Here is a 25927-nt window from a genome sequence, read left to right as displayed (position 1 = left end):
GAAGGAGGGTCATTGGCAAGGCAGTAGCGCGATCTAATAAAGCGGCTCCTCGAACAGTGTCTTGTCGCCGTCCACCAGCGCCTTGATCTGCGCCGTGCCGTTGGCCGCGATCGCCACGCGGATGCCGAACGGCCGCACCCGCATGTCGTTCTGGATCGCTATCGCCTCGCCTTCCGGCAGATAGAAGCGCTCGATGCCGTACTCCGGCGCGATCGTCGTTGCTCCCTGGCTGATATCCCAGCCCTCGGAGACGTGTCCGACGATATCGGCTTCGCCGGATGCTGCCGGCGCCGGCGCTTGCCCGAACCAAGCCGCGGTCGGCCCCCAATAGCCATCACCGCCCTGCTTCAGCCTGACCACGATCGACGTTTCCTCGCTGGAAAGCTTGCCGGCCGGAATATTGCCGATCAGTTTCACCGGTATGCGCGAAATATCGTAGCCGAGCAGAATGTAGTCACCGCGCAAGAGATCGCGCGGATCGATCGGCTCGACCCTGAGCAGGACCTGCTTGCCATCGCGCAGGATCGCCGCGCGTCCGGCGATGATCCAGCTCAGAAAGCCGATCTGGACGAGCGCCAGGACCAGCGCCGAGACGATCAGTCTTTTGCCGGTCATCATGCCGCCGCTCCTGTCATGTTCGAGGCGTTCATACGCTTTTCTACGCGGATGATAATGAAAGCAAGAACGGCGAGAAGCACCGCCGCCGCAAGCAAGAAGCCTGCCGTGTCGAGCATTGATTGCAGCATCACCACATAAATGATGGCGAGTTCGAAGGCGAAGCCCGCATAGGCAACCCAGCGCAGTCCGCGGCTCTCGCGGCCGCCCAGCACGATCGCCGCGACGATGCCGGCCAGCGCAACAGCCGAGGCAATGGCGAAGCCGCTATTGTAGCTGCTTTCATCCGCCAGTTCGAATTGGATCATCGCCAGGCCGGTGAGAAAGCCGATCAGCGCGTGCAAGGATAACCTGCCGCCGAGTTGCAAAACCCTCTCGACCGGCCCGGCAGCAAAGATCGCAGCGGTAAAAAGCAGCACCGACGCGGCAACGAGCGGGATGGCGACTTGCAGCGTGTCGTATTCCATGGCCAACAGCACGAGGTAGAAAAGGACCGACAGGATGATCAGGTGGCGCGCCGCCTGGCTGCGCGTCCAGAACGAAACGGCGAACAGAATTACTGCCATGACCACGAAGAGATGCGGAAATTCCGTGCGCCGGAAGTAGTCGAACCCTCTCAGGAACAGCCAGGCATCGGCGATGCCGACGGCAGCGACGGTCAGCGGGTTTGAGCGCAGCGCCACCGCCGCGAGCGCCGTGCCGGCGCCCCAGGTGATCAAGGCCGAGGCCTCGTCGCCCGACAAATGATACATCTGGCCGATCAGCGCGATCGATCCGCCGAACGCTGCTGCCGCGACGATCCACAGCGCCTCGCCGATCGCCGCATGGTCGCGCATCTTCAGCACCGCCCCGCCGACATAGCCGGCAAGGATAACGGCAAAAAGTGCCGCGACCCGCACCAACCGCGGGATGACTTCCCAGTTGGCGGCGATGAAGATCAGGATAGCGGCGCCGAACAGCAGCGCCGCCATCATCGCCAGGATCGAGCCGAAACTCAGCGATTTGCGTTCGTTTGCCTCGACGTCGCGCGTCAGCGCAACGGCTGTCGGCGCGTCGATCAGGCCGGCCTGTTGCCATCGTGCGATATCCGACCTGACCCGTGACGAATAGCTCGCCATGCCCCTCCCCCTCTGCTTGGTCCTTTCAGCTTGTCCGGCCAAGCGTTTGACCTAACGGCATTTTCCGATCTGGGCGGAAAACCGCACGCGCGTTAATGTTGCATTGCACAATTTGCATTGCTGCCATGCACCAATAGCGCTTTTAAATCGATATGACCCCACCTATTTTCACGGTGCACACAAAGACGGAATGATCCGAAAGAAAGACGAAACGAGACTACCATGAACCTGATCCGCAACTATCGCAACTGGCGCCGCTATAGGGACACCGTGTCCGAGCTGAGCCGCCTGAGCACCCGTGAACTGACCGATCTCGGCATCAGCCGCAGCGACATTCACTACGTCGCCCGCAAGTCGGTCTAATCCTTCGGGCCGCAAATGGTCCGAACCAGTTTTGAAAAGAGAACGACAATGAACCTGATCCGCAACTATCGTAACTGGCGCGTCTACCGCGAGACGGTTACCGAGCTGGGTCGCCTGTCGAACCGCCAGCTCAACGATCTCGGCATCGTCCGCGACGAAATCAAGATGATCGCTCGCAAGGCGATCTAACCACAAGAATTTCGCCAGGGTCGACCTCCTCCCCGACCCTGACGGATACGGTCAGCCTTCACCTCCTCCCGAGGGTTGACCACAAAAACGGCGCCCGCCGGACCTCCTCCCCCGGCGGGCGTTGTTTCCAGGTTATTTCTAAAAGGGTTTCGCGCCCTTCAAATGGCGAAAAGAATTTCGTCAAAGCCGACCTCCTCCCCGGCAATGACGAATACGGTCGATCTTCACCTCCTCCCGAGGATCGACCAACAAAACGACACCCGCCGGACCTCCTCCCCCGGCGGGTGTTGTTGTTTTGAGGCGGCTTCCCCCGTCAGCCATTCTCCCGCGTGGCAATTGCAATCCTTGCGCCAAGCGACTATTTCGGCGCTCATGGACAAGAACCCCATTCACGTTATCGGCGGTGGACTTGCCGGCTCCGAAGCCGCCTGGCAGGCGGCCGAAGCCGGCGTTCCCGTTGTCCTGCATGAAATGCGTCCCGTCCGCGGCACCGACGCGCACAAGACCGACGGGCTGGCCGAGCTCGTCTGTTCCAATTCCTTCCGCTCCGACGATGCGCAAACCAATGCCGTCGGCCTGCTGCACGCCGAAATGCGGCTGGCCGGTTCACTGATCATGAGCGCCGGCGATGCTCACCAGGTGCCGGCCGGCGGTGCGCTTGCCGTTGACCGCGACGGGTTTTCCGACGCGGTGACCAGAACGCTCGAAGCCCACCCGCTCATCACCATCCAGCGTGAGGAAGTGCCCGGCCTGCCGCCGGCGGATTGGGACCAGGCGATCGTTGCCACCGGCCCGCTGACCGCGCCTTCGCTCGCCCAGTCGATCGCGGAAGCAACCGGCGCCGACGCGCTCGCCTTCTTCGACGCCATCGCGCCGATCGTCCATTTCGACACAATCGACATGGACATCTGCTGGTTCCAGTCGCGCTACGACAAGGTCGGCCCCGGCGGCACCGGCAAGGATTACATCAACTGCCCGATGGATAAGGAACAGTACCTTGCCTTCGTGCAGGCGCTGGTCCACGGCCAGAAAACCGAATTCAAGCAATGGGAAGGCACGCCCTATTTCGACGGCTGCCTGCCGATCGAGGTGATGGCCGAGCGCGGCGTCGAGACATTGCGCTACGGGCCGATGAAGCCGATGGGACTGACCAATGCGCATAATCCGTCTGTAAAGGCGTATGCCGTCGTTCAGCTTCGCCAGGACAATGCGCTGGGCACGCTCTATAACATGGTCGGCTTCCAGACCAAGCTGAAGCACGCCGAGCAGGTGCGCATATTCCGCACCATTCCCGGGCTGGAACACGCCGAATTCGCCCGCCTCGGTGGCCTGCACCGCAACACCTACATCAATTCGCCGACGCTGCTCGACGCTTCGCTGCAGTTGAAGTCGCGGCCCGGCTTGCGTTTTGCCGGCCAGATCACCGGCTGCGAGGGCTATGTCGAGAGTGCCGCCATCGGCCTGCTCGCCGGGCGTTTCGCCGCCGCCGAAAGGCTTGGCCATGCGCCGTCCCTGCCGCCCTTGACCACCGCTTTCGGCGCGCTGCTCAACCACATCACCGGCGGCCATATTGTCTCCGACGACGAGCCGGGAAAGCGATCCTTCCAGCCGATGAACGTCAATTTCGGCCTGTTCCCGCCTGTAGAGGCGCCAAAGATCGAAGGCAAGCGGCTGCGCGGCAAGGACAAGACGGTCGCCAAGCGGCACGCGGTGACATCGCGCGCGCTGGCCGACTGCCGCGAATGGCTGGGGCTGCCTGCAACAGCGCAAGCTGCGGAATAACGGTCGGGTTGGCTACGCGGCAGCCAACTATGCGACCGGCCAGCCCCGTGTCGCGCGCCGGAACAAGAGCCAATGCCGGCGCAAGGCCGAAAGCCGCACCGCGCTATCAAGCGGTGAATGGCGGGAGCCGTCCATCTTGTCGAGATAGGCGCGCGTCAGAGCCAGCGGCAGAAAGGCCGGGCGCAGTGAAACCGGCAGAGCGAACGCCCCCTGCTCGAAAGCGGAAAGATGCTCGCGTGCCAGCGCGATCATCGCGGCGACCGCGCGTTCCGCGCCCGGCCCGCCGTCGCCCGCAACGAATTCTTGCGGCGACGATCCCGCCGCCGCCAAAATATCGGCCGGGACAAAGCACTGTCCCCGCTTGCGATGCAGCGGCAACAGAAGCAGGAGACCGGTCATCGCTTGCGCACAACCTGCCCTGCCGGCAAGTTCGGCAAAGCGTGGTGCTTGGACCGAATCGAGCACCATCGCCGCAAGCTGGATGAGTGCTGCGGCAGTCTCGCCGCAATAGCCTTCGAGATCGGTGCGCGACGGCATCGGATCGTCATAGAGATCGAAGATGCGCGCTTCGAGCATGTTCTCGAAGGCGGCCTTAGGCAGGCGGTGAGCGGAAATGGTCGCCCTCAGCGCGTCCGCCACGGGATGGCCGACCTTTGCCCGATGCTCTTCGGCGGCGATGACGTCTCGCCACCATTGCAGCCGCACCTCGCCCGGCAGCGCCTCGTGGATGCGATCGCGAATGCCGGCGATTTCGGCGTTGAAGGCATAGAGCGAAAACAGCGCGTCGCGCTTGTTCTCGGGCGCATAGAGCACGCTGAGATAGCGGTGATGGTCGGCGGCACGCACCGTCTCCATGACGACTTTGGTGTTTTCGGCCACGTCAGTCGACGGCGATGAGTGCTGCGGCCACGGCGCGGTCTTCCGCCAGCAGCACATTATAGGTCCGCACCGCCGCTCCCGTCGACATCGGATCGGCGGAAATGCCCGCTTCTTTCAGCGCGGCCAGCAGCGCTGCAGGCAATGGCCTCAGATCCTTGCCGCTGCCGACCAGCAGGATCTCAACCTTGGCGGCCTCGTTGAACAGCTTGACGAAATCCGCTGCCGTCAGCGCCAACGGATCGGCCGGCTCCCAGCCATAGATGCCAGAAGGCAGGCACAGCAGCGAGCCGCGATGCGACATGTCGGCAAAGCGGAAACCGCCATTGCCGTAAGCCTCGATCGGTGCGCGGCCTGGGAAATGCGCCTCGCGTATGACGATGCCCTTGGCCACTTTTGAGGCAAGCCGTCAGGTAGCTATGGCTTTGCCGCCGCCCACCGGCTTTTCCTCATCGGACGCTGTGGCCTGCGGCCGCAGCTTGAACAGGATAAGCAGTGGCGCGGCGATAAAGATCGACGAATAAGTGCCGAACACGACGCCGAACAGCATCGCCATGGTGAACGAGCGGATCACCTCGCCGCCGAACAGCACCAGCGCCAGCAACGCCAGGATCGTCGTCACCGAGGTCAGCGTCGTCCTCGACAGCGTCTCGTTGATGGCGTTGTTCAGCAGTTGCGGCAGCGGCATTCGCTTGTATTTTCGCAGATCCTCGCGAACGCGGTCATAGACGACGATGGTGTCGTTGAGCGAATAACCGATGATGGTGAGGATCGCCGCCAGCGACGACTGGTTGAATTCCAGGCCGGTGATAACGAAGAAGCCGATCGTCATGACCACGTCGTGCACGGTCGCAACGATGGCGCCGACCGCGAACTGCCATTCGAAACGGAACCAGACATAGATCAGGATGCCGAGCAGCGCGATAAGCATGGCGATGGTGCCTTGCTTGGCAAGCTCACCCGAGACCGTCGGCCCCACCACTTCGACGCGGCGGAAATCATACTGATCCTGCAGCTCGCCGCGCACCTTGTCGATGACGGTCTGCTCAGCGTTCTCGCCGCCCGCCTGCGTGCCGACGCGGATCAGCACGTCGTTCGGTTCGCCGAACTGCTGAACCTGCACCTCGCCGATATTAAGTTCCGTCAGCCTGCCGCGGATGTCGGCCAGATCGGCATTGCCGGCCTTGGACTGCACCTCGATCAGTGAGCCGCCCTTGAAATCGATGCCGTAATTTATGTCGATGGTCATGAAGCCGATGACCGACAGCACCGAAAGCACGCTGGACAGTGTGAACGTCCAGCGGCGGATACCCATGAACGGAATTTTCGTGCCTGGTGGAATGAACGTCACAGGCGCCCGCGGCAACTCCTTCGGACGGGCGCGGCGAAGCCAGATCGACACGAGCAGGCGTGTGAAGGTGAAGGCGGTGAAGACCGTGGTCAGGATGCCGATGGCATAGGTGACGGCAAAGCCCTTCACCGGCCCGGTTCCGAGCCAGAACAGCACCACGGTCGCGATCAGTGAGGTCACGTTGGAATCGACGATGGTCGCCAGCGCCTTGCTGAAACCGGTATCGATTGCCTGAATGACCGAGCGGCCGGCACGTCGCTCCTCGCGGATGCGTTCATAGATGAGAACGTTCGAATCGACCGCCATGCCGATGGTCAGCACGATACCGGCGATACCGGGGAGGGTCAGTGTCGCTCCAAGCAGCGACAGCAGCCCGACGATCATCGCCACATGCACCGCCAGCGCGATGTTGGCGAGGAAGCCGAGGAAGCCGTAGGCGACGAACATGAATGCCACCACCAGGATCGACCCAATGATGCCGGCGACCTTGCCGGCATGGATGGAATCCTGGCCAAGTCCCGGCCCCACCGTCCGCTCTTCGATCACCGTCAGCGTCGCTGGCAAGGCGCCGGCGCGCAGCAGCACGGCGAGGTCGTTGGCGCTCTCGGCGGTGAAATTCCCCGATATCTGTCCGGTGCCGCCCGGGATCGGTTCCCGGATCTGCGGCGCCGAAATCACCTGATTATCGAGGATGATGGCAAACAGCTTGCCGACGTTCTGTGCGGTCGCCTGGCCGAACCGCTGCGCCCCTTTCGAATCGAACCGGAACGAAACAACCGGCTCGTTGGTCTGGGAGTTGAAGGTCGCCTGGGCATCGACGAGGTTTTCGCCGGAAACGATGACGCGGTTCTCGATCAGGTACGGAACCGGCGGGTCGTCCTGCGAATACAGCACCGAGGATCCCGGCGGCGGACGGCCGTTCAGAGCGTCCTGCACCGGCATCGATTGGTCGACCATCTGGAAGGTCAGCTTGGCAGTCTGGCCAAGAATTTCCTTCAGCCGTTGCGGATCCTGCAGACCAGGCACCTGCACCAGGATACGGTCGTCGCCTTGGCGCTGCACGATCGGCTCGGTGGTGCCGAGTTCGTTGACACGACGCTCGACAACCTGGATCGCCTGCGTCAGCGCCGTCGAGGTGCGATATTTGATCCCCGCATCGGTGACGGAGAATTTGAGCAGGCCGGGCTCGGAATCATCCAGCGTCATCTCCTGGATGGAGCCGCCGCTGAACAGGCCTGCGGCCACCGGATTGGTCAATGGTTTCAAGGCTGTCTTGGCAGCGTCGATCTGTGCGGGATCGGTGATGCGGACCTGCACCGTGCGGCCCGTTCCGGAAAGGCCGGTATAGCCGATCTTGGCATCGCGCAGCAGCGTCCTGATTTCGTCGCGCGTCGTCTCCAGCCGATCCTTGATCAGATCGTTCGGATCCATCCTGAGCAGGATGTGCGAGCCGCCCTGCAAGTCGAGGCCGAGCGTCATCTGCCGCTTCGGCACCCAGTCGGGCAACTTGGCCAGCGTGCTGGCGGAAAAAAGGTTGGGCGCAGCGAGGACCACTGTGGCGGCCACGGCCAGCCAGATCAGGATCATCTTGAAGCGCGAAAAATAAAGCATCAGTTCTTATCCGTTCAGGCGTACAAGCGGCAGCATTCCGCCATCGGTCGGTTTGCGGGCATATTTCTAATTCTGACCACGGCCGGCCCTATCGTGCTTCCTCGGCGATTGTCAATCTTGCTGGCAAGGGGCCGGTGCGCAGCAGCAGGGCGAGGTCATTGGCGCTTTCAGCGGTGAAATTTCCCGATATCTGACCGGTGCCGCCTTCAATGGGCTCTCGGATAACAGGCGCCGAAATAACCTTATCGTCTAATATAACCGCAAATGGCTTGCCGATATATTGCGTCGTAGCCCATTTGAAACGCGCCGTACCCCGGGAATCAAGCCGGAATGAGACGACGCGTTCATCGGTCGCCAAATTGCGGGTTGCTTGCGCATCCAGCACATTTTTACCTGAAAGGATAACCCGATTTTCGATCAAGTAGGGAACCGGAGGATCGTCCATCGAATAAAAAACCGCCGAGCCGACGGGCGGGCGGCCGCTGATTGCCTCGTCGACTGGCATCGACAGATCAACGAGTTGGAAGCTCAGGTGACCGGGCCGGGTGAGAATTTGTCCTAGCCTTTGCGGATCGGCAACGCCCGACGTGCGGACCAATATGCCGTCTTCATTCGTTGACCGAACCACCGGGTGGGTGGCGCCCAGGTCGCGGATACGATCTTTGATGACTTCGACCGACTGTGCAAGCGCGGCCGAAGTTCGATACTTCAAACCTGCATCCGTTACGGTGAATTTGAGCAGGCCGGGCTCACTGTCGTCCAGGGTCATTTCCTGGACGCCGCTGTCCGCGACAGGATCGGTCACCGTTTTGATTGCCGCCTTGGCGAGGTCAAGCTGAGCCGGATCTGTTATGTGCACCTGAACGGTCCGAGCCGAACTGGCAAGGCCGGTATAGCCGATCCTTGCTTCGCGTAGCAGCGACCGGACCTCGTCGCGTGTCGCTTTCAGCCGGCCCTCGATCACGTCGGTCACATCCAACCTGAGCAGGATGTGTGGACCATCTTGCTGGCTTGCTTCAACTATTGACTGGCTTTCGGCAAGCCATTCGGGTCGCGTGGTATGCAAACCGGCGGCGAAGATATTAGTCGCGTGGAAGACAACCGTGCCGGCCAAGGCAAGCCACTTCAGGATCATCTTCAGGCGCCAAAGGTGGAACATATGCCGTCGTTCGTCAGAGCCCTGCCCGCGGATCGTTCCGCCGACAATTCGGTTATTTCTTGGCGTTCTGGTTCGCCACCGGCTCGCCCTTGACGCGCACGTCGGCGATTGTCGATCGCAGCGCCGTCACCTTGGTGCCACCGCCGAGATCGATCTCGAGCTCGTTGTCGTCGATCACCTTGGTCACCTTGCCGACAAAGCCGCCGCCGGTGACGACCGTGTCGCCACGGCGAACCGCCGCCAGCATCTCGCCGCGCTTCTTCAGCTGCGTACGCTGCGGCCGGATGATCAGAAAATACATGATCACGAAAATCAGAGCAAACGGCACGATCTGGATAAACATTGCGGACGAGTCCCCGCCGATGCCTTGGGCGTATGCCGGTGTCACGAACATCGAGGTACTCCTGAATTTTAAAAACAGCCGCAAACCGTTCTGGGAATTTGACGGCCCCGCCAAATTTGGCCGGAATATAGTCGGTAACGTTGCCAATGCAACTGCGCGGCCGGGCAAATCGGCTGCTTTTCCGGCCTGGTGAGCCGTGTTAGAGGGTGATCCCGAAAAGCGACGCTCGGTTTTCGCAAAAGATGATGCCCGAACAAATGCTTGGGACGAGTTTCGAAACCGCTGAAATCAGGTAGGTTGGCCTGCCGCACCGTCCCGAATGCGAAACAAAAAGACGAGAGATGACCGACAGCACCATCGATATCCTGAGCCAGAAGCTCGACCGTCTGATCGAGGCGATCGCCCGCCTCGCGCCGCCGCCGGTGCCGCAAACCGACCTCGGCGACGCCGATTGCTTCGTCTGGCAGGCCGACCCCGGCTATCTGGAGCCGGTGCTCAAGGTCAACCGCGTCGACATCGGCCTGATCCGCGGGGTCGACCGCGTCCGCGACATATTGGTCGACAACACCGAGCGCTTCGCCTCCGGCTATGCCGCCAACAACGTGCTGTTGTGGGGCGCGCGCGGCATGGGCAAATCGTCGCTGGTCAAGGCCGTGCACGCCGCGGTCAACGCTTCGACCAAGCTCGACCTGCCGCTCAAGCTCATCGAGATCCATCGCGAAGACATCGACACGCTTCCGAAGCTGATGAGCCTGCTGAAGGCAGCGCCCTTCCGCTTCATCCTGTTTTGCGACGACCTGTCATTCGACCATGACGACACGTCCTATAAATCGCTGAAGGCAGCACTTGAAGGCGGCGTCGAGGGCCGCCCGGCCAACGTCATCTTCTACGCCACCTCGAACCGGCGGCATTTGTTGCCGCGCGACATGATCGACAATGAGCGCTCGACGGCGATCAATCCGTCCGAAGCGGTCGAGGAGAAGGTTTCGCTGTCGGACCGCTTCGGCCTGTGGCTTGGCTTCCACAAATGTTCGCAGGACGAATATCTCGACATGATCGACGGCTATGTCCGCCATCACGATCTCGCCATCGATCCCGAGACGCTGCGCGCCGAGGCGCTGGAATGGGCGACGACGCGCGGCAGCCGTTCGGGCCGCGTCGCCTGGCAGTTCACCCAGGACCTGGCTGGCAGGCTCGGCAAGCCGCTGAAGGATTAGCTGCTCAAGGGCTAACAGCAGAAGAAGCCCGCACCTTGCGGAGCGGACTTCCTCGGCGGGCTGAAGGTCAGGTGGCCCGCAAATCGCTTTTCGTCGTCTATTCGAGATAGGTCGAAGGATCGACCGGCGCCGAGTTCTTGCGCACTTCGAAATGCAGTTTCGGCGAGTCGGTGGTGCCGCTCATGCCGGACAGGGCGATTTCCTGGCCGCGCTTGACCTTCTGGCCGCGCTGCACCTCGATCGAGCTGGCGTGGCCGTAGACAGTGACCAGACCGTTTTCATGCCGCACCAGCACCGTGTTGCCGAATTCCTTGAGGCCGTCACCGGCATAGATGACGACACCGTTTTCAGCCGCCTTGACCGGCGTCCCCTCGGGCACGGCAATGTCGACGCCGTCCTTGCCGCCGCCGAAGCTTGAGATCACGCGGCCGCGCACCGGCCAGCGCATCTTGCCGATGCCGGTCGCGTCCGGCGCCACCGCATCGTCGTCCTCGGCCTGCTGGATGACTTTCGCATCCTTCTTCGGCGGCGTGTAGGAGGCGAGCGTCTGCGTCGGCGTGGTCTTGGCCGGCGGCTGGGTGGTGGCCGTCGTCACCGGATCGACCTTTGCCGGTTTCACGCCGGCGACGACAGCGGTTCCGCCTGCCGGAACTTTCAGGGTCTGGCCGATCTTGAGCAGTCCATCCTGCATGCCGTTCGCCTGCTTCAGCGCAACGACGCCGACGCCGGTCTTTCTGGCAATGGCGGACAGCGTATCGCCTTGCTGAACCGTGTAAGTGCCGCCGGCACCGGCCGGCTTGGCCGTCGCCGAAGCCACCTTCGCCGCAGTCTTTCCATCCTTCGGCTGGCTCGCGGCAGCCGAGGCGTCCACCTGCGCGGCAGACTTGCCTTCCCTGAGCTTCGGTTGCTGCGGCAGCACGGCCACCTTCGCCGGCGCTTCGGCCGGCTGGTCGTGCCTGGTGCCGTTCGCGGGCTTGGCGTCGGCGACTTTCGGCGCGGCGCCGTTGCTCGAATACGCATAGGCCGGGATGACGAGCTTCTGGCCGGTCTTCAGCCCCTTGGTCGCGCTCAGCCCGTTGACTTTCATGATGGCATCGGCCGGCACGCCGTAGCGCCGTGACAGGCCGGAAATGGTCTCGCCGTCCTTGACGACGATCTCGGTTGCATGCGGCGCGCCGGCGGCCGTCGCCATGCGCGGCGCGTCGGGCTCGGCGTTCTTGAACGGCCTTGCCGCCGGAGCGACGGTGCCGGTTGCCGTCCTGTCGACACGAGGAGCGGCAGGCGCCAGGGCCGGCGCGGCAGCGGTACGCACCGGCCGGGCGGCAGGTGCCAGGGCGGGAGCCGGCGGTGGCAACTGCTGTGCCGTGACCGGTTCGAGGCTTGAGCGGCTGACCGACTGGGTGTGGCTGCCGTCGATCGGCGCGGCCGCAACATCGCCCGGATAGGGCTGGGCAGCATCCTGCTTGTCGATGATGGCGCGCTGGTTGTTGGTCGAGGCGGTGAACACGTCGTCGACGCTGTTGAACCGCGCCACCTGGGAACTACACCCCGTCGCAGCGCCTGCGATCATGAGGACGGCGCAGCCACGCGCCAGATTGCGTCCGTTTGCCTTCAAAACACTGAATTGCATCGCACTAACCCGCACAGACCCGGTACAACTGAGTGTGATTAAAGCGCGTTAATGTTACCGGTCGGTTAAACCTGTAGAATCAGGCGCAAATTTTCTTAAAATATTCCAGGATCCGGGCGCCAGGTGTGCCGAGATTCAGGTCAGGCCGAGCCGAAAATGTTGGGTTCCGAGAACCGGAGCGGAGCGTACTTTTGGGTACGTGAGCACCGGAAGCGGAGGAAGCCGCCATTTGCAGGCCGACCTCACCTGAATATCGACACAGCCTAGATGACGGCGGCAACACCGTGCAGGATCGGCTGCAGGCGCACCAGGCCGATATCCTCACGTTCGAAGCGGCTGCCGACCTTGGTAAGCTTGGCCAGCACCTGCTCGCCCTCGTCGGATCCGATCGGCGCGATGACGATGCCGCCGCTCGACAATTGATCGAGGAGAAAGCGCGGCAGGCTGTCGAAGGCCGCCCAGGCAACGATGCGGTCGAACGGCGCTTCGTTGGCCAGCCCGTTGGAACCGTCCGCCTGACGCACGATGACATTGCCGATGGCGAGTGCCTCAAGGCGCTGCCGGGCCTGTTCGGCCAGCGTCTTGTAACGGTCGATGGTGACGATCCGCGCGGCAAGCCGCGACATCACCGCCGCCGTGTAGCCCGACCCGGTGCCGATCTCGAGCACCCGGTTGCCCGGCTCGATGGCAAGTGCCGCGATCACCGCCGCCTGCAGGTCGGCGCCTTCGATGGCCTCGCCGCATTCGATCGGCAGCATGCGGTCCGACCAGGCTATGGCGTGAAAATGCGGAGACAGAAAGCCGCGGCGCGGCGTCGCCTCAAAGGCGGCGATCAGCGCCTTCGGCACCGTGCCCCTGCCGCGCAGGCGAAGCAGGAAGGCAGCGAAACCTTCGCGCTCGTCGACCGTTGCAGCGTGGTTCGAGTTCATGCGAGCGCCTTGGCCAGTTGATCGCGGATTTCATGCGCGGTGAGATCGAGCTGCAGCGGCGTCACCGACACCAATCGATTGCGCAAGGCATGGAGGTCGGTGCCTTGCTTGCCTTCGACGGGCTCGCGGCCGAAGCGCAGCCAATAGTATGGCAGGCCGCGCCCGTCGCGCCGCTCGTCGACCCACAGGCTGTGGACCAGCTTGCCCTGCGAAGTGACTACAGTTCCGGCGATCTCTTCCAGCGCACAGTTCGGAAAATTGACGTTGAGCAGCACGCCGTCCGGCAACGGCATGGCGACGAGCTTTTCGAGCAGCGCCGGCGCCAGCGCTTCGGCGGTCTCGTAGGGAACGACGCGGTCCTCGCCAACATAGGAATAGGCCTGGCTGATGGCGATCGAGCGCACGCCGAGCAGCGCGCCTTCCATGGCGCCGGCGACCGTGCCCGAATAGGTGACGTCGTCGGCGATGTTGGCGCCGGAATTGACGCCGGACAGGATCAGGTCAGGTGCTTCGGGCAGGATCTTCTTCACGCCCATGATGACGCAGTCGGTCGGCGTGCCGCGCACCGCAAAGTGCTTTTCGCCGATTTTCCTGAGCCGCAGCGGCTCCGAGATCGACAGCGAATGCGCATAGCCGGACTGATCCTGTTCCGGTGCCACCACCCAGACGTCGTCCGACAGCGTGCGCGCGATGCGTTCGAGTGATGCAAGGCCCTCGGCATGGATGCCGTCGTCGTTGGTCAGAAGGATGCGCATTATCTCGATTCGATCTTTTCCAGACCGCCCATGTAAGGCCGAAGCGCTTCAGGAATGGTTACGCTGCCGTCCTCGTTCTGGTAATTCTCGATGACGGCAATGAGAGCGCGGCCGACGGCGGTGCCAGAACCGTTCAGCGTGTGGACGAAGCGGTTGCCCTTGCCGTCCTTGTCTTTGTAGCGGGCGTCCATGCGCCGCGCCTGGAAATCGCCGCATACCGAGCACGACGATATCTCGCGATAGGCATTCTGGCCGGGCAGCCAGACCTCGATGTCGTAGGTCTTGCGCGCGCCAAAGCCCATGTCTCCGGTGCACAGCGTCACGGTGCGGAACGGCAGGCCGAGCCGCTTCAGCACCTCCTCGGCGCATTCGGTCATGCGCTCATGCTCGGCAACCGAAGTCTCCTGGTCGGTGATCGACACCAGTTCGACCTTGTAGAACTGGTGCTGGCGCAGCATGCCGCGCGTGTCGCGCCCGGCCGAGCCCGCCTCGGAGCGGAAGCACGGCGTCAGCGCCGTATAGCGCAGCGGCAGTTTTTCGTGCGGCGTGATCTCGTCGCGAACGAGATTGGTGAGCGGCACTTCGGCGGTTGGGATCAGGCCAAGCCTGCCGTCCCCGTGCCGAACGAAGAATAAATCCGCCTCGAATTTCGGCAGTTGCCCGGTCCCGAAAAGCACCTCGTCGCGCACCATCAACGGCGGCTGGATCTCTACATAGCCGTGCTCGGTGGTGTGCAGATCCAGCATGAACTGGCCGAGCGCGCGTTCCATCCGCGCCAGGCCGCTTTTGAGCACGGTAAAGCGCGAGCCGGAAAGCCGTGCTGCCCGCTCGAAATCCATCATGCCGAGCGCTTCGCCGATCTCGAAATGCTCCTTCACCCAGTTCGGCCGCGTCAGCACCTCGCCAACGACGCGCTTGACGACGTTGTCGTGCTCGTCCTTGCCGACCGGCACGTCGTCGAACGGCACGTTTGGCAGCACTGCCAACACATCGTTCAGCGCCTTGTCGAGCTCGCGCTCGCGCGCCTCGCCATTCTGGATGAAGGCCTTGATCTCGCCGACCTCGGCCTTCAGCCTTTCGGCAAGAGCGGCGTCGCCCGAGCGCATGGCATTGCCGATCTCCTTCGAGGCGGCGTTGCGGCGTTCTTGTCTGGCCTGCAGCTCGGTCAGATGCTCGCGCCGCGCCTCATCCGCCGCGATCAGGTCGTCGATCGTGGACCGCGCATCCTCAGCCGACCACGAGCGCTTCTGGAGCGCTTCGACAAGGGCCTTCGGGTTGTCGCGAATCCATTTGATGTCAAGCATGGTCTGTTCGTCCTTGAGTAGGCCAGAGGGGGTAAACCGCATTGATGCAAGGCGTCAAGGCAGAGTTCCTTCGCGCCCCCCTCTGTCCTGCCGGACATTTGCCCACGGGTGGGGAGATCGGCCATCACTGCGGCTTTCGCCAATCTCCGGCGCTGAAAAAGCAAGCCATCGGCGAAGTTGCCAATCTCCCCCAAGTGGGGGAGATGTCCGGCAGGACAGAGGGGGGCGCTGTCCCGCCGACCTCAGGCGGCAACACCGGAACTTCAAAAGGAAGAAACAAAAAAACCCGCCCTGAGTGGGCGGGTTTTTGGAGCCAATTGGCACCATAGCCAAATTAGTAGCATAGCTGCCGGCACAAAGCAAGAACAAAGTTGCAGCGGCCGGAAGAAAGATGCTGTCCGCTTCAACCGAACCTACGTCGATGACGCGTCCGCCGGCTTGTCGGCCACCTCTTCCGTGGCGTCCTGTTTTTCGCGAGCCACACGGTCGCGCTCCTTGCTGCGCTCGATCAGCCGGGCCGACCAGATCGAGACCTCGTAGAGCAGGATCGTCGGAATAGCGAGGCCGATCTGGCTCATCGGGTCGGGCGGCGTCAGCACCGCCGCCACGACGAAGGCGATGACGATGGCCCATTTGCGCTTCTCGGCAAGGGCCGTGGACGACAGCATGCCGACCCGTGTCATCAGGCTTGTCACTACCGGCAGCTGGAACACCAGGCCGAAGGAGAAGATCAGCGTCATGATCAGACTGAGATATTCGGACACTTTCGGCAGCAGCGAAATCTGCACCTGGTCATTGGTGCCGGTCTGCTGCATGGCGAGGAAGAACCACATCACCATCGGCGTGAAGAAGAAATAGACCAGCGACGCGCCCATCAGGAACAGGATCGGCGAGGCGATCAGGAACGGCAGGAAGGCATTGCGTTCGTTCTTGTAGAGGCCGGGCGCGATGAATTTGTAGATCTGCGTGGCGATCAGCGGAAAGGCTATGACCATGCCGCCGAACATGGCGAGCTTGACCTGGGTAAAGAAGAATTCCTGTGGCGCCGTATAGATCAGCTCGACCTTGTGCGGGTCGAGCCCGGCCCATTGCGTGGCCCATTTGAACGGAATGACCAGAAGGTTGAACAGCCGCTTGGCGAAAAAGAAGCAGACCAGGAAGGCGACGAAAAAACCGCCGATCGACCAGATCAACCGCCGGCGCAGCTCGATCAGGTGCTCCATCAGCGGAGCCGACGATTTTTCGATCTCGTCCTTTTCCTTGTCCGAAACGCTCACTTGGCGGCTCCCGCCGTTTTCCTGGCGGCCGGCTTCTTCGCTGCTGACGCCGGCTTCTTCGCTGCTGACGACTGCGGTTTCGGCTCAGCTTTTGCGGCGGCCTTTGGCGCAGCGGTCTTTGCCGGCTTGGCCGGCGCGGCGGTCGCGGCTTTCGCGGGCGCCGGCTTCTTCCTTGCCGCAGATGCTTTTTGCGGCACTGCCGCCGCAGCCGTTTGCGCCTGCACGGCCGGCGCCACGACGGACTCGTCCGTCATCGCCGGAAAGATCGGCGTGGCCGGCGTCGGCTCCGGCGGGCTGACGCCCGGCATCGTCGTTGCGCCGTTGTTCAGCGGCTCGGCTGCCTGCTCCGTCGAAGCGGCGGCATCGACGGCCGGCTTGGGTTTCATCACGGCATCGACGCCGGAACGGACGTCGGCGGCGGCCTGTTCGAATGGATTGAGCTGCTTCCTGATCTCGGCTGCCGGATTGAGACTTCTCAGCGAATCGACCGACTTCTTGACGTCGTCGAGTTCGGCTTCCTTCAACGCGTCGTTGAACTGCCGCTGGAAATCGGAAGCCATGGCGCGCAGCTTCGCCGTCGTGCGACCGAAGGTGCGCAGCATGTTGGGCAAATCCTTGGGCCCGACGACCACGATCATGACGATCGCGATCACCAGCATCTCGGTCCAGCCGACTTCGAACATGGCTATACGTTCCGACTAAAGTTTGGGCTCAGCCTTTGCTGGCCTTTTCCTTCGGTACCGAAACGGTTTCGTCGGCACGGTGTTCGACGGTGCGCTTGTCCTCAGCAGTCTCGTCGTCCGCCATGCCCTTTTTGAAGCTCTTGATGCCTTTGGCCATGTCGCCCATCAGCTCGGGGATCTTGCCGCGGCCGAAGACCAGCAGCACGATCACCAGAACGATCATCCAGTGCCAAATCGAAAATGAACCCATAGCAAATCTCTCTCGAACGGTTTCCCAGACGCTGATCTATGCGCTTTCGGGTTCGGATTCAAACAGAACTGCGACAGAGTTCATGAATGAGTCGCCGAAGTCACGCACTTTCGGCACGGCGGCCCGCTACCAATCGGCGCAGTTCCATCCTGCCTGTGGCTTTAAGATGGCGCTCGGCTCAATCTTCCGTGACGCGCGGCGTCAAAAGACCGAGTTCCTCGAGGTCGATATCGGTCAGCGGATCCTCGTCATCGGTGAGCGCATCGGGGTCGGCCGGCGGCAGCGGCACCGAGAAATTCGACGGCATACGGCCGGACAGCAGCCCCGCACCCTTCAATTCCTCCATCCCGGGGAGATCGCGTATCTCCTCCAGTGCGAAATGGTCGAGGAAAATATCGGTCGTGCCATAGGTGACGGGACGGCCGGGCGTGCGGCGCCGGCCGCGCATCCTCACCCATTCGGTCTCCATCAGCGTGTCGAGCGTCCCCTTTGACGTTTCGACGCCGCGGATGTCCTCGATCTCGGCGCGCGTTACCGGCTGGTGGTAGGCGATGATCGCCAGCACTTCGAGGGCAGCGCGGGACAGTTTGCGCTGCTGCACCGTGTCACGGCTCATCAGGAAGGCTAGGTCGCCGGCGGTGCGAAACGCCCAGGCATCGCCGACGCGCACCAGATTGACGCCGCGCCGCGCATAGATCTGCTGCAGTTCGGCCATTGCCGCGGCAATGTTGATGCCGTCGGGCAGCCGCGAAGTGAGCTGTTTTTCGCTGACCGGCTCGGCGCTGGCGAATACGATCGCCTCGGCCATCCGTACGGCCTCCGCCATATGCAGCCGCTCGCCAGGATTCCGCGACAAATTCTGCCCCTGATTTTGTGCCGGGTTCTCGGCGACCGCGCCTTGCTCGGCGTCGTCCTCGACCTTGAACGGAATGACCGAAGCGTTGGCGCGTTCGCTCATGATGTCCCCTCGACTATCTTGATGGCCTGGGCGCGGCCGCGCAGATAAAGCGGCGCGAAAACCTGGTCCTGCCGCATTTCCATCTTGCCTTCGCGCACCAGTTCCAGCGTCGCCGCAAACGAGCTGGCAACCGCGGTGCGCCGCTCTTCCGGGCCGGCCAGATATTCGACCAGGAAACTGTCGAGCGCCGTCCAGTCGCGCAGCGACCCGATCAGCCTGGTCAGCACGTCGCGCGCATCCTTGAGCGACCACACGCCGCGCCTGGCAATCGTCACATTGGTGATCGCCTGCTTCTGGCGTTGCTGGGCATAGGCGGTCAACAGGTCATAGAGCGAGGCCGAATAGGCATTGCGCTTCTCGACGATCACCATCTCCGGCATGCCGCGTGCAAAGACGTCGCGTCCGAGCCGGTTGCGGTTGACCAGCCGTGCCGCCGCGTCGCGCATGGCCTCCAGCCGCTTCAGCCGGAACTGCAGCACCGCCGCCAGTTCCTCGCCGCTTTCGCCTTCGTCGCCGGGCTGCTTGGGGATCAGGAGCTTCGACTTGAGAAACGCCAACCACGCTGCCATCACCAGATAGTCGGCGGCAAGCTCCAGCCTCAGCGCCCTCACCTTCTCGACGAACGCCAGATACTGTTCGGCCAGCGCCAGGATCGAGATGCGCGACAGGTCGACCTTCTGATTGCGGGCAAGATGCAGCAGAAGATCGAGCGGACCTTCGAAACCGGCCACATCGACGACCAACGCCGGATCGCCGGTCAGCCGGGAATCGTCATTCTCGGCCCACAAGCGGTCCATCGGTGCGGCCTTGCCGGCCTTCAGGTCCAATGCTTCCGCCACTTCGCTTCCTTTGATGCTAGGCTACCGCGTCGAAATAACTCGCAAATTCGGCCCGAATCTCGGTCTCGTCCGCAACGTCACGGTTCCTGATATAGGTCAGCGCCCGCTCCGCGCGCTCAAACGACTTGCCTTCAAGCCCGGTCGTTCGCGATGCAATGCCGGCCATCTCCTCGAACACGCCGTTGCAGTGAAGGACCAGATCGCAGCCCGCCGCAAGGATAGCGGCCGCCTTTGACGGGAAATCCCCAGAAAGTGCCTTCATCGAAGTGTCGTCGCTCATCAACAGACCGTCGAAGCCGATTTCGCCGCGGATGATCTTTTCGATGACCTTGCCGGATGTGGTGGCCGGGTTCTTCGGGTCGATCGCGCTATAGACGACATGCGCCGTCATCGCCATCGGTAAATGGTTGAGCTCCCTGAATGGCGCAAAATCATGCCGCTGCAGGTCGCCGATCGAGGCGTCGACGGTCGGCAGTTCGAAATGCGTATCGGCGAAGGCCCTTCCATGACCGGGAATATGCTTCATCACGGGCAGCACGCCGCCCGCCATCAGGCCTTCCGCCGCGGCGCGACCCAATTCGATGACGGCGCGCGGCTCCTTGCCATAGGCGCGCGCACCGATGACGTCGCTGGCGCCCTCGATCGGCACGTCGAGCACCGGCAGGCAATCCGCCGTGATGCCGTAGCGCAGCAGGTCGAAGGCATGCAGCCGCGCCATCAACCATGCGGCACGGGTGCCGGCGTCATGGTCGTCGCGCCACAAGGCGCCGAGTGCACCGGCAGCCGGATAGTTCGGCGCAAGCGGCGGCCGCAGGCGCTGCACGCGGCCGCCCTCCTGGTCGATGAATACCGGCGCGTCCGCACGCCCGACGCAGTCGCGCATGGCGGCGACCAGATCGCGGATCTGCTCGGTCTCGCCGATATTGCGCGCAAACAGGATGAAGCCCCACGGGCATTCGTTGCGGTAGAAACGGATCTCGTCGCGGGTCAGTGATTTCCCGGCGCAGCCGAGGATCATGGATTTTGATTCGGTCATGCGGAACAGTTTAGAGCTTCGCGACGACAAAGGGAATCGCCCGCAATTGCCTCCAAAAGTTTCCGTTCACGCAAAAAAGCCGGCGCGGGCGCCGGCTTTTCGAGGGGCTTCGGTGCCGCTAGTGGGACACGAAGCAATTGCCGCCGGCAGCCTTGTAGCTGGTGCACAGTTTGATCGCCTCGTTGCGAGACTGCGCCGGAACGCGGACGCGGTAGAAGGTGCCCTTGCCGGCAATCTCGGCCTTGACGATGTTGGCGGTGCGGCCGGAAAGCACGCTGCCGTAGCGGCGCTGCAGATCCTGGTAAGTCGCCTGGGCGCTTTCGACTGTCGGCTGCGAAGCGATCTGTATCGACCACGAACCAGCGCCGGCAGCGGCCGGATCGATGGAAGCAACCTGATCGGGCTTGACCTCGCCGACCACGTCGACCGGCTGGTCGGACGGGCGCTGCGGCGCCACCGGAACCGTGGCCGGGGTGGTGGCCGACTGCTTGCTGGCTGACGGCTGGGCTTCAGCCTTTGTCTCGGGCTTGGGCGCCGGCTTCAGCTTGGAGGTTTCGGCCTGATCGCCGCTCGCCTGATCGCCACTCGGCTGGTCGCCAATTTTCGGGTCGCCAATCTTCGGGTCGCTTGTCATTTGGTCGATCAGGGGCACGGTGCCGGTCTGCGCGGCAGCGTCCGCCTGGGCGGCCGGAGCCACGTGCTGCGGCGCCGGATCGGCCGGCTCGGCAGCAGCCATCTGCGGGGCGGCTGGCGCCGGATCTTCGCGCGCCACCAGCGAGCCGTCAGGTTTCACGACCATGGTCCGTACCTTGCGCGGCGCAACGGCGACGGTCTCGGCACCCTTGTCGACCTCCTGCAGAACCTGCGCGATGCGATCCTCGGACTTCGGCGCCGGCGCGGCGGCGGTGTCGGTAGCGCCAGCCGCATTGGCGCCAAGCGCATTTGTGTCAGGCGCGTTGGTGCCAGACGCATTGCTATCGGACGCCACGGTACCGGGCGCGTCGATGTCGTCCGCGGCATCGGGGTCATTGGGCGAAAGATCGACGACGCGGCTCTCCGGTTCGTTGGCCTTCAGGTCCACAGGCTCTTCGGTGTTGGTGACCAGCTTCTGCTGAACCGGCTCGGCGGGCTTTGCGCCCTTGGCCACAGCGTCATAAACCTTGTTGTCCTGGTTCGGCACGACAGTGCCGCCTGGATTTTCCGGCTTGATCTTGATCGGCCTGTTGTCGGCTTTGACGATGACCGGCGCATCGCCGCCGCTCTTGCCGCCGAGGGTCAACGCAAAGGCGCCAAGGCCTCCGGCGACCGCAACGGCGCCGACCACCGCACCTATCAGCAGCCCGCGCCTGCGCGGCTGCCTTTCGGCCTCGCGTTCGGCGAGGCCGGGAACCGACATCTCCTCGTCCAGTTCGGGATCGTAGTCGAGCTCATCGAAGGTGAAATCGTCGGCTTGCGAAACCGGCTGGCCGCCGGGCAACGAGCCCAGATCGAAACCGTCCGCTGCATCCGCATAGGAAGCGGCTGCCGGGCTGACAGGGGCTTCCGCAGGCTTTGCGCCATAGGCGCGCGTCTCGCCGCGATCTTGCTTGTAGCCAGACGCTAAGCCGGCATCGTATTCATCGTCATAGCCAGCACTGCGCACCGGGGCCGGCGCTATATCCGTGGCATTCATTTCGGTGAGAAGGCTGGCAAAATCGGCATCGAGATCGTCGTAGGCGGGCGCCACCGGCTCGTCATCGTCGAAGTTGAGCTCCGGAATGTCGAGATCGTCCGCCAGCGCCACGACGCGCTCGGGCACGTCGACCGTCTCGACATCGGGCATCTCGTCATAGGCGGAAGGCTGTTGATGCGAGCTTGGCGCAGCTTCCATGTAGGCGGGCCGATCTTCATAGGATGACCTATCTTCACGGGATACCTGGCCTTCATAGGACGGCCTCTCTTCGACCGGTGCGGCCCGATAGGATGGCGTTGCAGCCGGTTGCGGTGGTGGTGCCGGACGCGCCGAAGCCACCGGCTGGCTTGCAAAAGCGGGTTGAGGCTGTGCGACCGGCGTCACGCGGCTCCACGAGCGGGCCGGCTCGGGCGGCGTGGCGCGTGTCGTCAGCCAGTTCAGCGCATCGAGCGGGTCTTCTTCGGCAGCAGCTGCCGCACTCTTGTCGGCCGAGTCATGATCCAGGCCGATGTTCCTGGCGAAGTCGGCGTCGAGCGCATCGTTGTCTAAATCACCCGCAGGTCCGGTAGCGGCTTCAACACCGAAATCCTCGCCTTCAAGCTCATCGAGGAGGACACTGCCAAGATCGGCGTCATCGGCGGCACTGGACTGCTGCGGCTCAGCGGGCTCGTGCTCGTCGAGTTCCCAATCCAGCTCGTCGACAGCATGCACCGGGTCGTTGGCGACGTCTTTGACCGCCGCCATTGGCAGTTCAGCAGCCACTGCGGGCTTCTGAATTACCGGCGCGATGGGCTGCTGAACAGCCATCACGGGCTTCTGGGCAGGCTGCTGGGCAGGCTGCTGGCTTGTCTGAGGTTCGTTGACCGCTTGTGCCGGCCGTGTGCTCATCGCACCCAACAGCGCGTTCAGTTCGTCCTCCAGGCTGCGTTCCTCAGCCACTGGGGCCGTTGGGACGACAGCGGCGGCCGGGGCCGCTGGTTCGGCTGCAACGACCTGCGCTACCGGCTGTTCGGCGTGCTCGGCAGGCGCATCGTCGAAGCTCAGATCGAAATCGTCGTCGAGCGCCGCTTCAGCGGCCGTGCCGGAAAGCCGGGCGGCCTCTGGCTCTTCGATCGACAGCTCTTCGATAAACTCTGGTTCTTCGATTTCGGCAGGCTCGTTCGCACGAACGTCGAAGTCCATGTCGACATCATCATCGGCATGGCCGGCAAAATTCTCATCGGCCGCCTCAACCGGCGATACCGGGGCGGCGTTATCAGCCGGCTCCTGCTCGTCGAACATCAGCTCGTCTTCGAGCGAGCTTGCAACCGCATCGTCGAACTCGTCATCGAACGCAGGCGCGGCCGCTTGCGCCGCCGTTTCAGCGGCGACCGCCTGCTCCATCGGCTCATGCTCTTCGAGCATTAGTTCGTCTTCGAGCGAGCTTGCCACGGCGTCGTCGAACTCGTTGTCGAAGGCGGGCTCGTCGACCAGCTCGATCGCCTCGGCCGCGGCCCTGGGTTCGTCCTCGCCGGTCACATCGTCGTCGAGCCGAAAATCCTGGTCGAGCGAGGCGGCAAGTTCGTCGTCACTCGAAAGGTCGTCCTCGAACGGCGACACGTCTTCGAGCGAGCCGGCGACGGCGTTATCGAACTCTTCATCGAACTCCGGCTCGACAGCGGGAGCGAACGCCCTTTCGCCGGAGGCAATTTCGTCGGCGGCAACAGGAGCGGCCGCAACAGCAGCACCATCATCCACCGCACTGCCGTCGAACGCGAAATCCTGTTCGAACGAGGCGGCAAGCGCGTCCTCCATTTCGTCGGCGGCGGCCGGTTCGGGTGTCGGCTCGCGAAGCTTGGCAGGGGAAGCATTATGATTGGCGTCGGCGCCGAATTCGCCCATCAACTCCTTCTCGAGATCGATCTCGAAATCGCCCTCGTCCACCGACGGTTCGGCGGCAGCGGTTTTCGGCTGGGCCGGCGTTTGCGGTTTGACCGGCTGGCGCGGGTCGAACCCCATGATCCTGGTCAGTTCCGCGAACGGATCATCGTTGGCGATGTCGTTGTGGTCGGCTGCTCTCAGCTGGGTTCTGTCTGCCATTATTGTTCCCGAACTCGCACTCATTCGGACGCCATGGACGTCGCGTAGGGTTGGCCCTTACCAGCGCAATGTGGGCAAAAGGTGACAGGTTTTTTACTCAAACCTAACGCATTTCGGTGGGCGCATTGGCTCCGATCAGCGTCAGGCCGGACGTCAAAACGTCCGAAACAGCCTGCACCAGCCCTAGTCTGGCATACGTCAATTGTCGGTCGTTAACCTTAACAAAACGTAAGTCGGGATTGTCGGTGCCCCGGTTCCAGTGTCCGTGGAAGCTGGAAGCGAGTTCATAGAGGTAAAATGCCAGCCGGTGGGGCTCGAGCGCGAGGGCCGCGGCTTCGATCAGCCGAGGATATTCGGCGAGCTTCCTGATCAGGCCGATCTCACCCTCGTCGGTCAGCAAAGCCACTTCGGCGGCCAGCTGGTTGCGGTCGAACATGGCCTCGCCCAATTGCTCGCTCGCCTGCCGGAACACCGAATGGCAGCGCGCCGAGGCATACTGCACGTAGAATACGGGATTATCCTTCGACTGCTCGGTCACCTTGGCGAAGTCGAAGTCGAGCGGCGCGTCGTTCTTGCGATAGAGCATCATGAAGCGGATCGGGTCGCGGCCGACCTCCTCGACCACTTCGCGCAAGGTCACGAACTCGCCCGACCGCTTCGACATGCGAACCGGCTCGCCGGCGCGAAACAGCCTCACCAGCTGGCAAAGCAGCACGGTAAGCTTGACCTCGTCGCCGGCAATCGCCCGGGCAAGCGCTTCCAGCCGTTTCACATAGCCGCCATGGTCGGCACCAAGCACATAGATCAGATCGACGAAGCCGCGATCGACCTTGTCCTTGAGGTAGGCGACATCGGCGGCGAAATAGGTGAAGGTGCCGTCCGACTTGACCAGCGCCCGATCCATGTCGTCGCCGACTGCGGTCGAGCGGAACAGCGTCTGCTCGCGGTCCTCCCAGTCGTCCGGCTTCTCGCCTTTGGGCGGCGGCAGCTTGCCCTTGTAGATGTGGCCCTTCAGCGTCAGGTCGTTGATCGCCGAGCGGATCTTCTTCGCATTGTTGGCATGCAGCGTCCGCTCGGAGAAGAAGACGTCGTGATGCACGTTGAGCAGCGCCAGATCCTCGCGGATCATCGTCATCATCGCATCGATCGTCCTGTCCTTGACGATGGCAAGCGCCTCCTCGTCCGGCATCTGCAGCAGGGAGCGGCCGAATTCGCTGGCCAGCGCTTGACCAACGGGGATCAGATAGTCGCCTGGATAAAGCCCGGCCGGAATGTCGCCGATCTCATCGCCAAGCGCCTCGCGGTAGCGCAGCATGACCGAGCGTCCGAGCACGTCGATCTGCGAACCGGCATCGTTGATGACATATTCCTTGGTCACGTCGTAACCGGCGAAGGCCATCAGATTGGCGAGCGCGTCGCCGACCACGGCACCCCGGCAATGGCCGACATGCATCGGCCCGGTCGGGTTGGCCGAGACATATTCGACATTGGTTTTCTTGCCGCCGCCGATCGTCGAGCGGCCGTAATTGCGGCCTTCGCCGAGCAGCGCCGTCAGATGCGCCTGCCAGAAGCCGTCCTTGAGCCTGAGATTGACGAAGCCCGGGCCGGCGATCTCGGCGGCCGCGATATCCTCGTCGGCGCGCAGCGCCTCAGCCAGCCTTTCTGCCAGCGCGCGCGGATTCTGGCCGGTCGGCTTGGCCAACACCATGGCAGCGTTGGTCGCGAGGTCGCCATGGCTGGCATCGCGCGGCGGCTCGACAGCGATGCGCGACAGGTCCGGCGACGCGCCATCCTTGTCTTTCAAATCAAGCGCTTCGACGGCCTTTATGATTCGCGCGTTGAAATCGGCGAAGATGTTCATTGCTGTGGCTCTGACGGTTTTGCAGGGGTC

24 protein-coding genes are annotated in these 25927 nt (G+C 63.0%); 5 read left to right on the top strand and 19 right to left on the bottom strand.

Annotated features, from left to right (window positions below; genetic code table 11):
- Window positions 1-33 precede the first annotated feature (33 nt).
- Complete coding sequence (locus tag NMG46_RS14570) at window positions 34-618, bottom strand: GDYXXLXY domain-containing protein (RefSeq protein WP_254818337.1); 585 nt, start codon at window positions 616-618, stop codon at window positions 34-36.
- Window positions 615-1733, bottom strand: coding sequence for a DUF2157 domain-containing protein (locus NMG46_RS14565; protein WP_254818336.1), 1119 nt, complete (start codon window positions 1731-1733; stop codon window positions 615-617). The genes NMG46_RS14570 and NMG46_RS14565 overlap by 4 nt, the downstream gene beginning before the upstream one ends.
- 222 nt (window positions 1734-1955) lie before the next feature.
- On the opposite strand from NMG46_RS14565, the gene NMG46_RS14560 reads away from it, so the two are divergent.
- The 3 genes from NMG46_RS14560 (at window position 1956) to trmFO (ending at window position 4067) form a co-directional block, all read left to right on the top strand.
- Window positions 1956-2096 (top strand): DUF1127 domain-containing protein, encoded by a 141-nt coding sequence (locus tag NMG46_RS14560; RefSeq protein WP_254818335.1) that lies wholly within the window; start codon window positions 1956-1958, stop codon window positions 2094-2096.
- 48 nt (window positions 2097-2144) lie between these two features.
- Entirely contained in the window at window positions 2145-2285 is a 141-nt protein-coding gene (locus NMG46_RS14555) for a DUF1127 domain-containing protein (RefSeq protein ID WP_254818334.1), read from the top strand.
- 372 nt (window positions 2286-2657) lie between these two features.
- Window positions 2658-4067 (top strand): methylenetetrahydrofolate--tRNA-(uracil(54)-C(5))-methyltransferase (FADH(2)-oxidizing) TrmFO, encoded by a 1410-nt coding sequence (gene trmFO, locus NMG46_RS14550; protein WP_254818333.1) that lies wholly within the window; start codon window positions 2658-2660, stop codon window positions 4065-4067.
- A gap of 27 nt (window positions 4068-4094) precedes the next feature.
- On the opposite strand, the gene NMG46_RS14545 is transcribed toward trmFO, so the two are convergent.
- The 5 genes from NMG46_RS14545 to yajC form a co-directional block, all read right to left on the bottom strand.
- Window positions 4095-4946, bottom strand: a complete 852-nt coding sequence (locus tag NMG46_RS14545) for a phytoene/squalene synthase family protein (RefSeq protein WP_254818332.1) — start codon at window positions 4944-4946, stop codon at window positions 4095-4097.
- A gap of 1 nt (window position 4947) precedes the next feature.
- Window positions 4948-5337, bottom strand: coding sequence for an Mth938-like domain-containing protein (locus NMG46_RS14540; protein WP_254818331.1), 390 nt, complete (start codon window positions 5335-5337; stop codon window positions 4948-4950).
- Window positions 5338-5352: 15 nt separating this feature from the next.
- Window positions 5353-7905 carry a protein translocase subunit SecDF gene (secDF, locus tag NMG46_RS14535; protein ID WP_254818330.1) on the bottom strand — a complete coding sequence of 851 codons (2553 nt, stop codon included), beginning with the start codon at window positions 7903-7905 and terminating at the stop codon, window positions 5353-5355.
- Window positions 7906-7993: 88 nt separating this feature from the next.
- On the bottom strand, window positions 7994-9040 hold the full coding sequence (locus NMG46_RS14530) for a hypothetical protein (protein WP_254818329.1): 1047 nt from the start codon (window positions 9038-9040) through the stop codon (window positions 7994-7996).
- Window positions 9041-9116: 76 nt separating this feature from the next.
- Window positions 9117-9458, bottom strand: coding sequence for a preprotein translocase subunit YajC (gene yajC, locus NMG46_RS14525; protein ID WP_254818328.1), 342 nt, complete (start codon window positions 9456-9458; stop codon window positions 9117-9119).
- Here yajC and NMG46_RS14520 point away from each other — a divergent pair.
- Window positions 9364-9600, top strand: coding sequence for a hypothetical protein (locus NMG46_RS14520; protein WP_254818400.1), 237 nt, complete (start codon window positions 9364-9366; stop codon window positions 9598-9600). The two genes, yajC and NMG46_RS14520, sit on opposite strands and share 95 nt — an antisense overlap.
- A 148-nt stretch (window positions 9601-9748) precedes the next feature.
- Entirely contained in the window at window positions 9749-10624 is an 876-nt protein-coding gene (locus NMG46_RS14515; protein WP_254818327.1) for an ATP-binding protein, read from the top strand.
- Between the two features lie 97 nt (window positions 10625-10721).
- On the opposite strand, the gene NMG46_RS14510 is transcribed toward NMG46_RS14515, so the two are convergent.
- From NMG46_RS14510 to argS, 12 genes are all read right to left on the bottom strand, one after another.
- A complete protein-coding gene (locus NMG46_RS14510) occupies window positions 10722-12254 on the bottom strand; it encodes a peptidoglycan DD-metalloendopeptidase family protein (RefSeq protein WP_254818326.1) in 1533 nt (510 codons plus the stop codon).
- A 263-nt stretch (window positions 12255-12517) separates the two neighbouring features.
- Window positions 12518-13183, bottom strand: coding sequence for a protein-L-isoaspartate(D-aspartate) O-methyltransferase (locus tag NMG46_RS14505; RefSeq protein WP_254818325.1), 666 nt, complete (start codon window positions 13181-13183; stop codon window positions 12518-12520).
- Window positions 13180-13938 (bottom strand): 5'/3'-nucleotidase SurE, encoded by a 759-nt coding sequence (gene surE / locus NMG46_RS14500; protein WP_254818324.1) that lies wholly within the window; start codon window positions 13936-13938, stop codon window positions 13180-13182. Before surE ends, NMG46_RS14505 begins: the two co-directional genes overlap by 4 nt.
- On the bottom strand, window positions 13938-15242 hold the full coding sequence (gene serS / locus NMG46_RS14495) for a serine--tRNA ligase (RefSeq protein ID WP_254818323.1): 1305 nt from the start codon (window positions 15240-15242) through the stop codon (window positions 13938-13940). Before serS ends, surE begins: the two co-directional genes overlap by 1 nt.
- A gap of 413 nt (window positions 15243-15655) precedes the next feature.
- Window positions 15656-16519 carry a twin-arginine translocase subunit TatC gene (tatC, locus tag NMG46_RS14490; protein WP_254818322.1) on the bottom strand — a complete coding sequence of 288 codons (864 nt, stop codon included), beginning with the start codon at window positions 16517-16519 and terminating at the stop codon, window positions 15656-15658.
- Window positions 16516-17202 (bottom strand): Sec-independent protein translocase protein TatB, encoded by a 687-nt coding sequence (gene tatB, locus NMG46_RS14485; RefSeq protein ID WP_254818321.1) that lies wholly within the window; start codon window positions 17200-17202, stop codon window positions 16516-16518. The genes tatC and tatB overlap by 4 nt, the downstream gene beginning before the upstream one ends.
- 28 nt (window positions 17203-17230) lie before the next feature.
- The gene (locus NMG46_RS14480) at window positions 17231-17452 is read right to left on the bottom strand and encodes a twin-arginine translocase TatA/TatE family subunit (protein ID WP_254818320.1); all 222 of its coding nucleotides are present in this window, start codon (window positions 17450-17452) and stop codon (window positions 17231-17233) included.
- Window positions 17453-17630: 178 nt separating this feature from the next.
- Window positions 17631-18410 carry an SMC-Scp complex subunit ScpB gene (scpB, locus tag NMG46_RS14475; protein WP_254818319.1) on the bottom strand — a complete coding sequence of 260 codons (780 nt, stop codon included), beginning with the start codon at window positions 18408-18410 and terminating at the stop codon, window positions 17631-17633.
- Window positions 18407-19207: a ScpA family protein gene (locus NMG46_RS14470; protein ID WP_254818393.1), complete on the bottom strand. Its 801-nt coding sequence runs from the start codon at window positions 19205-19207 to the stop codon at window positions 18407-18409. The genes scpB and NMG46_RS14470 overlap by 4 nt, the downstream gene beginning before the upstream one ends.
- Before the next feature lie 58 nt (window positions 19208-19265).
- Entirely contained in the window at window positions 19266-20285 is a 1020-nt protein-coding gene (gene nagZ / locus NMG46_RS14465) for a beta-N-acetylhexosaminidase (protein WP_254818318.1), read from the bottom strand.
- 118 nt (window positions 20286-20403) lie between these two features.
- Window positions 20404-24036 carry an SPOR domain-containing protein gene (locus tag NMG46_RS14460; protein ID WP_254818317.1) on the bottom strand — a complete coding sequence of 1211 codons (3633 nt, stop codon included), beginning with the start codon at window positions 24034-24036 and terminating at the stop codon, window positions 20404-20406.
- Window positions 24037-24139: 103 nt separating this feature from the next.
- Window positions 24140-25897 carry an arginine--tRNA ligase gene (argS, locus tag NMG46_RS14455; RefSeq protein WP_254818316.1) on the bottom strand — a complete coding sequence of 586 codons (1758 nt, stop codon included), beginning with the start codon at window positions 25895-25897 and terminating at the stop codon, window positions 24140-24142.
- Between the last annotated feature and the right edge of the window lie 30 nt (window positions 25898-25927).

Origin of the sequence: Mesorhizobium sp. LMG 17147, from assembly GCF_024297145.1 — a bacterium.
Lineage (GTDB): Bacteria > Pseudomonadota > Alphaproteobacteria > Rhizobiales > Rhizobiaceae > Mesorhizobium.
Note: the sequence above shows the minus strand (reverse complement) of the source record. Positions and strands in the feature narration are given on the sequence as shown.

What these genes read in the sequence shown, in the direction of transcription:
- NMG46_RS14570 (WP_254818337.1), bottom strand. Translation starts at nt 618, where the DNA reads ATGATGACCGGCAAAAGACTGATCGTCTCGGCGCTGGTCCTGGCGCTC.
- NMG46_RS14565 (WP_254818336.1), bottom strand. Translation starts at nt 1,733, where the DNA reads ATGGCGAGCTATTCGTCACGGGTCAGGTCGGATATCGCACGATGGCAA.
- NMG46_RS14560 (WP_254818335.1), top strand. Translation starts at nt 1,956, where the DNA reads ATGAACCTGATCCGCAACTATCGCAACTGGCGCCGCTATAGGGACACC.
- NMG46_RS14555 (WP_254818334.1), top strand. Translation starts at nt 2,145, where the DNA reads ATGAACCTGATCCGCAACTATCGTAACTGGCGCGTCTACCGCGAGACG.
- trmFO (WP_254818333.1), top strand. Translation starts at nt 2,658, where the DNA reads ATGGACAAGAACCCCATTCACGTTATCGGCGGTGGACTTGCCGGCTCC.
- secDF (WP_254818330.1), bottom strand. Translation starts at nt 7,905, where the DNA reads ATGCTTTATTTTTCGCGCTTCAAGATGATCCTGATCTGGCTGGCCGTG.
- NMG46_RS14530 (WP_254818329.1), bottom strand. Translation starts at nt 9,040, where the DNA reads ATGATCCTGAAGTGGCTTGCCTTGGCCGGCACGGTTGTCTTCCACGCG.
- NMG46_RS14520 (WP_254818400.1), top strand. Translation starts at nt 9,364, where the DNA reads ATGATCACGAAAATCAGAGCAAACGGCACGATCTGGATAAACATTGCG.
- yajC (WP_254818328.1), bottom strand. Translation starts at nt 9,458, where the DNA reads ATGTTCGTGACACCGGCATACGCCCAAGGCATCGGCGGGGACTCGTCC.
- NMG46_RS14515 (WP_254818327.1), top strand. Translation starts at nt 9,749, where the DNA reads ATGACCGACAGCACCATCGATATCCTGAGCCAGAAGCTCGACCGTCTG.
- NMG46_RS14510 (WP_254818326.1), bottom strand. Translation starts at nt 12,254, where the DNA reads ATGCAATTCAGTGTTTTGAAGGCAAACGGACGCAATCTGGCGCGTGGC.
- NMG46_RS14505 (WP_254818325.1), bottom strand. Translation starts at nt 13,183, where the DNA reads ATGAACTCGAACCACGCTGCAACGGTCGACGAGCGCGAAGGTTTCGCT.
- surE (WP_254818324.1), bottom strand. Translation starts at nt 13,938, where the DNA reads ATGCGCATCCTTCTGACCAACGACGACGGCATCCATGCCGAGGGCCTT.
- serS (WP_254818323.1), bottom strand. Translation starts at nt 15,242, where the DNA reads ATGCTTGACATCAAATGGATTCGCGACAACCCGAAGGCCCTTGTCGAA.
- tatB (WP_254818321.1), bottom strand. Translation starts at nt 17,202, where the DNA reads ATGTTCGAAGTCGGCTGGACCGAGATGCTGGTGATCGCGATCGTCATG.
- NMG46_RS14480 (WP_254818320.1), bottom strand. Translation starts at nt 17,452, where the DNA reads ATGGGTTCATTTTCGATTTGGCACTGGATGATCGTTCTGGTGATCGTG.
- scpB (WP_254818319.1), bottom strand. Translation starts at nt 18,410, where the DNA reads ATGAGCGAACGCGCCAACGCTTCGGTCATTCCGTTCAAGGTCGAGGAC.
- NMG46_RS14470 (WP_254818393.1), bottom strand. Translation starts at nt 19,207, where the DNA reads ATGGACCGCTTGTGGGCCGAGAATGACGATTCCCGGCTGACCGGCGAT.
- nagZ (WP_254818318.1), bottom strand. Translation starts at nt 20,285, where the DNA reads ATGACCGAATCAAAATCCATGATCCTCGGCTGCGCCGGGAAATCACTG.
- NMG46_RS14460 (WP_254818317.1), bottom strand. Translation starts at nt 24,036, where the DNA reads ATGGCAGACAGAACCCAGCTGAGAGCAGCCGACCACAACGACATCGCC.
- argS (WP_254818316.1), bottom strand. Translation starts at nt 25,897, where the DNA reads ATGAACATCTTCGCCGATTTCAACGCGCGAATCATAAAGGCCGTCGAA.